The organism is Promicromonospora sp. NPDC057138 (genome assembly GCF_042670845.1).
GTDB lineage: Bacteria > Actinomycetota > Actinomycetes > Actinomycetales > Cellulomonadaceae > Promicromonospora.
Window position 1 is genome coordinate 1 of sequence record NZ_JBHUUX010000121.1, and the last position, 7176, is coordinate 7176.

Consider the following 7176-nt stretch of genomic DNA (forward strand, 5'->3'; position numbering starts at 1 on the left):
CCCAGGAGCCGACCCCGGCCAGCAGGGCATTATGAACCAGGTAAAAATCATGACCGATCTCGAGGCAACCGACCGAACTCACACAGGCACCATGGGCAAAGGACCGAACTCACACGCGAGCACCCCCGCAACGGGCCGGCCCCCAGCTCAGCCGACCAGTTCAGCCTGCCGCTCAGCCGACCAGTTCAGCCGACCAGCTCCCCCACTCCGGCCCCGCGCAGCGACGCGTCCAGCACCAGCACCATGTGCGCGCATCGCATCTCTCGCCCCTGCCGCCGCAGCGCGTCGGTGATCTGCAGCAGGCACCCAGGGTTGGAGGTGACAAGGAGCTCCGCGCCCGTCGCCGCCACGTTCGCCGCCTTCCGGTCGCCCAGCTCCCGCGCGGGCTCCGGGTTGGTCAGGTTGTAGATCCCGGCCGACCCGCAGCACATGTCCCCCTCGGCGATCTCCTTGACCACCAGCCCCGGGATGGTCGCGAGCACCGCACGCGGCTGAGCCTTGACGCCCTGCGCATGCCGCAGGTGGCAGGCGTCGTGATACGCGACGGTCATCGGCAGCGGGTGCCGCGGCGCGACGGGCTCCAGCTCGGCGAGCACCTCCGAGATGTCGCGGGTCCTCGCCGCGAAGTCCGCCGCCCGCTCCGCGTACTCGGGGTCGTCCGCCAGCAGGTCCGCGTAGTCCTTCATGGTTGACCCGCACCCGGCCGAGTTGGCGACTATCCGCTCCACGTCCGCTCCGGAGAACGTGTCGATGAGTGCCCGCGCGTAGTCCAGCCCTTCGCTCTCCCGCCCGGCGTGCACGGACAGCGCACCGCAGCATCCCTGGTCAGGCGGCACGACGACGTCGCAGCCCTCCGCCGCCAGGACCCGCGCCGTCGCCGCGTTGACGCCCGGGTAGAACTCCCGCTGCACGCAGCCGAGCAGCATCCCCACGGTCATCCGCTTCGGGCCGACGGCGGGCACGAGCGCGGGCACGGGGACGCGCGGCCCCACCGGCGGCGCGATGGCCTCCATCGTCGCCAGCGTCGGCGACACCCGGGCCAGCACCGGCCGCACCAGCCGCGACAGCCCCGTGCGCTGGTACAGCGCGAGCAACGGCCGCACCAGCCGCAGCCGCTCCGGCCGCGGGAACAGCGCGAAGATCGCCGACCGCAGCAGCCGCTGCCCGCGCGTGCGGTGCTCGGCGCCGCGCCGCTCGACCTGCTGCCGCGTCGCCTCGACGAGCTTGTCGTACTGCACCCCCGACGGGCACGCGGTCACGCAGGCCATGCAGCCGAGGCAGGCGTCGACGTGCTGCACCAGCGCGGGCGACATCGGCTCGCCCTCCAGGCCCTCCTTCATGAGGTAGATCCGCCCGCGCGGGGAGTCCATCTCCTCGCCCCACAGCGAGTACGTGGGGCACGCCGGCAGGCAGAACCCGCAGTGCACGCAGTCGTCGATCAGCGCTCTGGCGGGCGGATGATGCTCGTCGAAGGCACCGAGCAGGTCCGGCTTCGTCTCTGTCATCAGATGCCTCCCACGAATCGGCCGGGCGCGAGGTTGCGCCCGGGATCGAGCTGCCGCTTGATCGCCCGCATGAGGTCGAGCCCGCCCACGGGCCCCCACGCGTCGAGTGCCGCGCGCACCTCGCGCGAGGCACGCAGCACGGTCACCGTCCCCTCGCGCGGGCTGGGCGCGGCACCCCGCAGGTGCCCGACGGCGGACGCCGTCGCCTCCGGCGTCCCCGTCACCACCGTGTGCAGCACCCCGGCCGCGGTCCCCCGCAGCGCCACGCCGACGCCGTACCGCTGCTCGGCGTCACGCGCCGCCGCCAGCAGATCGGCGACCCCGGTGAGCGTCGCAGTCGCCTTGGCGTAGGTCCCGACGCCGCTGATCGAACCCCCACCACCGCCGGTCGAGTCCCGAACGTTGGTCGAGCTTGTCGAGACCCTTGTCCCCACAGCCGCGGCACCACCTCCAGGCAGCGCCGCCCACCACCGAGGCGACTCCGCCTGGACCACCCCGCCGAGCAGCTCGGCCGCGGCGGCAGCCCGCCGCGCGACAGCGCTCCCCGTACCCTCCAGCAGCACCGCCACCTCGGCGACGTCGCTCCCCGAGGGCCGGTCGATCTCGACCGCCGCAGGTGCGAGCTGCGAGGCGACGACGTCGCGAGCCCGCGCGGCGACGTCGGCCAGCGGACCGGTGGCGACGACGAATGCGCGGTCGGGCCGTGCCGGGTGCAGCCGGAACGCAGCCCGTACCACGATGCCGAGAGTGCCGTACGCGCCGGTCAGCAGCTTGGCCAGGTCGTACCCGGCGACGTTCTTGACGACCTTGCCGCCCGACGAGGCGACGGTTCCGTCGGCGAGCACCACGGTGGCCCCGAGCACCAGGTCGCGGATCCCGCCGCGCTGCAGGCGCCGCGGCCCGGAGGCTCCGGTCGACAGCGCGCCGCCCACGGTGGAGCCGCCCGCGAGCCGGTCCGGCGGCAGGTCCACGACGAGCTCCTGCGCGGCGGCCCGGACCGTCTCCGACAGGGCCGCGACCGGCAGCCCGGCCTCGGCCACCACCACGAGGTCGCCCGCCCCGTGCTCCACGAGCCGGTCCAGCCCCGTGGTGTCGATGATCAGGTCGACGCGTTCGGGCGGCGCGCCCCAGTCCAGGGCCGTCCCGGCGCCGCGGGCCACGGTGACCAGCCCCTGCGCTGTCGCCTCGCGCAGCACTGCGGCCACGCCCTCCGCCGACGCGGGCCGGGCGACCGCCGTCGCGCGCACCCCGTCCACCGCGTCCCCGGGACCCGCCTCCCGCACCTCGCCGCCGTCCTGCTTCAGCGCGTCGTCGAGCCGCTGCAGGTCCGTCATCAGAAGACCTCCGCCACGCCGGACTCCGCCAGCGGGTGCGCGCCCCGGTGCCGGCCGGGCTGCTCGCCGCACAGTCGCGGCGTCGGGAACACCTTGCCCGGGTTGGAGATGCCTTCGGGATCGAACGCGCAGCGCACGGCCTGCATGGTGTCGAGGTCGTCGGCGGTGAACATGCGCGGCATGTGCTTGGCCTTGTCGGCGCCGACGCCGTGCTCGCCCGTGATGGAGCCGCCGTGCGCGAGGCACAGGTCGAGGATCCCGCCCGCCACGGCCTCGGCCCGGTCGACGGCGCCCTCGACCGCGCCGTCGAACAGCACCAGCGGGTGCAGGTTGCCGTCGCCGGCATGGAACACGTTCGCGACCCGCACGCCCGCGCTCTCGCTGAGCTCGGCGATCTGCCGCAGCACCAGCGGCAGCGCCGTCCGCGGGATCACGCCGTCCTGGACTATGTAGTCGGGGCTGATCCGGCCCACCGCGGCGAACGCGGACTTGCGGCCCTTCCAGATCAGGGCGCGCTCGTCGTCGTCGGCCGCCACCCGTACCTCGAAGGAGCCGGCCGCCTCGCAGAGCCGCACCACGTCGTCGAACTCCCCCGCGACGTCGGCCGACGGCCCGTCGAGCTCGACCACGAGCACAGCGCCCGCGCCGGCCGGGTAGTTGCAGTGCACGGCCGCCTCCGCGGCTTCGATCGCGAGGGCATCCATCATCTCGATGGCCGCGGGGATCACCCCGGCGGCGATGATCGCGGAGGTGGCGGCGCCGGCGTCGTCCATGGAGCGGAACGCCGCGAGCAGCGTCCGGACCTCCTGCGGGAGCCGCGTCAGGCGCACCGTGGCCGACGTGACGATCCCGAGCGTGCCCTCGCTGCCCACGAGCGTGCCGAGCAGGTCGTACCCGGGCGGGTCGAGCGCCTTGCCGCCGATCTCGACCTGCTCACCGCCGGCTGTCACCAGGTCGACGCCGGTGACGTGGTTGGTGGTGAAGCCGTACTTGAGGCAGTGCGCGCCGCCCGAGTTCTCGGCGACGTTCCCGCCGATCGAGCACACGGACTGGCTGGACGGGTCGGGCGCGAAGTAGTACCCGTCGGGGCTGGTCGCGGCCGTGAGCTGCAGGTTGATCACCCCCGGGTCGACGACGGCACGCTGGTTGGCGACGTCCGCCTCCCGGATGCTCCGCAGCTGCGACATGACGACGAGTACGCCCTCGGCGTGCGGCAGCGCCCCGCCCGACAAACCCGTGCCCGACCCGCGCGCGACGAACGGCACGCCGTGCCGCGCGCACGCCCGCACCGCGGTCGCGACGTCGTCCCGGCTCCGCGCGAGCACCACCACGCCGGGCACCACCCGATAGGCCGCCAGCCCGTCGCACTCATACGTCCGACGTCGCTGCCGATCCGTGATCACCCGCTCACCCCCGAGCTCACCGATGAGCTCGCCGATGACGGCATCCAGCGCCACCGACACTTCCGACCTGGCAACCCTCGCGGCCATAGCAACCTCCCTGTTGCGAACCTTCCCTTCGTTGAGTGCTGGGTATTTGTCGGGTGGAGAGCCTCTGCACCACAAATACCCAGCACTCAACCGGCTTGGGTCAGGGCATCCGCTCGTACGCCGGGAGAGTGAGGAAGTCCGCGTAGTCGTCCGCCACCGCCACCTCGAGGAACGTCTGCTTCGCCTCCTCGTAGTCTGCCGCGTCACCCGGCAGCTTGGCGATCTCCTCCTCGACGATCCGGTCGATCAGCTCACGCGTGACCTGGTGGCCGGTGTCGGCGAGCGTCACGTCGTTGTGCAGCCATTGCCACACCTGCGACCGGGAGATCTCGGCAGTCGCGGCGTCCTCCATCAGGTTGAAGATGGCGACGGCGCCGAGCCCGCCGAGCCACGCCTTGAGGTATTGGATACCCACCGAGATGTTGCTCCGCAGGCCCGCCTCGGTGACGTCCCCGGGCGTGGCGGCGACGTCGAGCAGCTGCGCGGCGGTGACCTGCACCTCCTCGCGGGTGCGGTCGATCTGGTTCGGCTTGTCGCCGAGCACCGCGGTGAAGACCTCCGTGCAGAGCTCCACCATGCCGGGGTGGGCCACCCAGGACCCGTCGAACCCGTCGCTCGCCTCGCGGGTCTTGTCGTCGCGGACCTTCGCGAACGCCGCGGTGTTGACCGCCTCGTCGCGGCTCGGGATGAACGCGGCCATGCCGCCGATGGCGTGGGCGCCGCGGGTGTGGCAGGTCTTGACCAGCAGCTCGGTGTAGGCCCGCATGAACGGCACGGTCATGGTGACGGCGTTCCGGTCGGGCAGCATGAACTCCGTGCCGCGGGTCCGGAACGACTTGATCACCGAGAACATGAAGTCCCAGCGGCCCGCGTTCAGGCCGGAGCTGTGCTCCCGCAGCTCGTAGAGGATCTCCTCCATCTCGAACGCCGCGGGGTACGTCTCGATGAGCACGGTGGCGCGGATGGTGCCCTGCGGGATGCCGAGGAAGTCCTGGGCCAGCACGAACGCGTCGTTCCAGAGCCGCGCCTCCAGGTGTGACTCCATCTTGGGCAGGTAGAAGTACGGGCCCTGGCCCTTCTCGATCTGCCGCAGCCCCGCGGTGGCCAGGTAGAGCGCGAAGTCCACGAGGCTGCCCGACGCCGGCCGGCCATCCACCAGGATGTGCTTCTCGGGCAGGTGCCAGCCGCGCGGGCGCACGATGATCGTGGCCAGCTCCTCGTCGGGCTTCAGCGCGTAGTGCTTACCGTTCTCACTGGTGAAGTCGATGGTGCGGTTGATCGCGTCGAGCAGGTTGAGCTGCCCGCCGACGACCGCGCTCCACTGCGGCGTGTTCGCGTCCTCGTGGTCCGCGAGCCATGCCTTGGCGCCGGAGTTCAGCGCGTTGATGGTCATCTTCCGGTCCGTCGGGCCGGTGATCTCGCAGCGGCGGTCCTCGAGGCCGGGCGCCGACGGGGCGACGCGCCACGTCGGATCGTCGCGGATGTGCTTGGTCTCGGACAGGAAGTCCAGCGTGCCGCCCGCTGCGAGGCCCGCGACTCTCCGCCGCCGGGCCTCGAGGAGTTCGAGCCGCCGGTCGTCGAGCGCGCGGTGCAGGGCGACGATCAGCTCCAGCGCCTGTGGGGTGAGCACTTCCTCCGCCCGCGATCCGATGTCGCCGGTGATCGTGAGTCCGTCTGGAGTATCCACGTGTCTTCCCTCGCTCGAATGGTTCGGCGTCCGTTGCCGTTATTCCACGATACGGAAGCCAAATACTTCCTGGCGAAAACACTAGGTGCCCGACGGTGCCGGGTCAACGCGGCCCTCAGCTCTCGGGCAGCGCGGCGCTCAGCGCACGGCCCAACGCGGCACTCAGCTCCCGGACAACTCGGCCGCGACCTCACGGGCCACCTCGTGCAGCACCGGCACCGCGCGCTCCCCGAACTCGAACGACACGCGCGCCGCCGGGCCCGACACCGAGAGCGCCGTCGGCACCGGTGCACCGGGAACGACCACGGCAAAACAGCGCACGCCGATCTCCTGCTCACCGTCGTCCACGGCATACCCGCGCTCTCGCGCTTCCGCCGTCGCCGCGAGGAGCGTGTCGATATCGGTGATGGTCCGATCCGTGGCAGGCGCAAGGCCGGCCCGCGCCACGATGTCGCGCACCGTCGCGTCGGGAAGCTCGCCCAGGAGCGCCTTTCCGACGCCCGTGCTGTGCAGGTGCACCCGCCGCCCCACCTCGGTGAACATCCGCATCGAGTGCGACGACGCCGCCTGGGCCACGTACACGGCCATCTCCCCGTCGAGCATGGCGAGGTTCGCCGTCTCCCCGAGCTCGCGGGCGACCCGTGCCAGGTGGCGTCGTGCGCCCGACCCGAGCTGCCGGCCCGCTGCTTCGCCCAGGCGGATCATCCGCGCGCCGAGCGCATAGCGTCGTGTAGGGAGCCGCCGGGCATAGCCGCGGGCGACCAGAGTGCGCATCAGCCGGTGGATGGTCGGCAGCGGCAGCCCCGACTGCTCGGAGAGCTCACTCAAACCGGCATCACCACCGAGCTCTGCCAGAATCTCGAGCAGATCGAGCGCCCGCTCGACCGACTGCACGCCAGGTTCAGCCACATCAACCTCCCGTCGGACGCCGGACATACCGGCTCACGGAAGAAGCATTCCACAGAGCGGAACCGCCGGGTGTCTCGAGAGGCTCGGGTCCGGAAATGCAGCAAGGGGATGGGATGACCCGACCAGTACTGGTCAGGATCATCCCATCCCCTTGCAGGAATGGTTGTCCGGCGGCGTCCTACTCTCCCACCCCGTCTCCAGGGCAGTACCATCGGCGCTGTAGGGCTGAGCTTCCGGGTTCGGAATGGGAC

At 71.8% G+C, this 7176-nt stretch carries 5 protein-coding genes and 1 rRNA gene; all 6 read right to left on the reverse strand.

Features of this window, described 5'->3' with window-relative positions; all coding sequences use genetic code 11:
* Positions 1–185 precede the first annotated feature (185 nt).
* A complete protein-coding gene (gene glcF, locus ACFT2C_RS28730; protein ID WP_377210524.1) occupies positions 186–1505 on the reverse strand; it encodes a glycolate oxidase subunit GlcF in 1320 nt (439 codons plus the stop codon).
* Positions 1505–2839 carry an FAD-binding oxidoreductase gene (locus tag ACFT2C_RS28735; RefSeq protein ID WP_377210525.1) on the reverse strand — a complete coding sequence of 445 codons (1335 nt, stop codon included), beginning with the start codon at positions 2837–2839 and terminating at the stop codon, positions 1505–1507. The genes glcF and ACFT2C_RS28735 overlap by 1 nt, the downstream gene beginning before the upstream one ends.
* Entirely contained in the window at positions 2839–4329 is a 1491-nt protein-coding gene (locus ACFT2C_RS28740) for an FAD-linked oxidase C-terminal domain-containing protein (protein WP_377210526.1), read from the reverse strand. The genes ACFT2C_RS28735 and ACFT2C_RS28740 overlap by 1 nt, the downstream gene beginning before the upstream one ends.
* 100 nt (positions 4330–4429) lie before the next feature.
* Positions 4430–6016 carry a malate synthase A gene (gene aceB / locus ACFT2C_RS28745; protein WP_377210527.1) on the reverse strand — a complete coding sequence of 529 codons (1587 nt, stop codon included), beginning with the start codon at positions 6014–6016 and terminating at the stop codon, positions 4430–4432.
* Positions 6017–6178: 162 nt separating this feature from the next.
* Positions 6179–6925 (reverse strand): IclR family transcriptional regulator, encoded by a 747-nt coding sequence (locus ACFT2C_RS28750; RefSeq protein ID WP_377210528.1) that lies wholly within the window; start codon positions 6923–6925, stop codon positions 6179–6181.
* A 165-nt stretch (positions 6926–7090) separates the two neighbouring features.
* Positions 7091–7176 (reverse strand): 5S ribosomal RNA (gene rrf / locus ACFT2C_RS28755); the annotation flags it as partial.

Coding starts and splice junctions, on each gene's coding strand:
- glcF (WP_377210524.1), bottom strand. CDS start 1,505: ATGACAGAGACGAAGCCGGACCTGCTCGGTGCCTTCGACGAGCATCAT.
- ACFT2C_RS28740 (WP_377210526.1), bottom strand. CDS start 4,329: ATGGCCGCGAGGGTTGCCAGGTCGGAAGTGTCGGTGGCGCTGGATGCC.
- ACFT2C_RS28735 (WP_377210525.1), bottom strand. CDS start 2,839: ATGACGGACCTGCAGCGGCTCGACGACGCGCTGAAGCAGGACGGCGGC.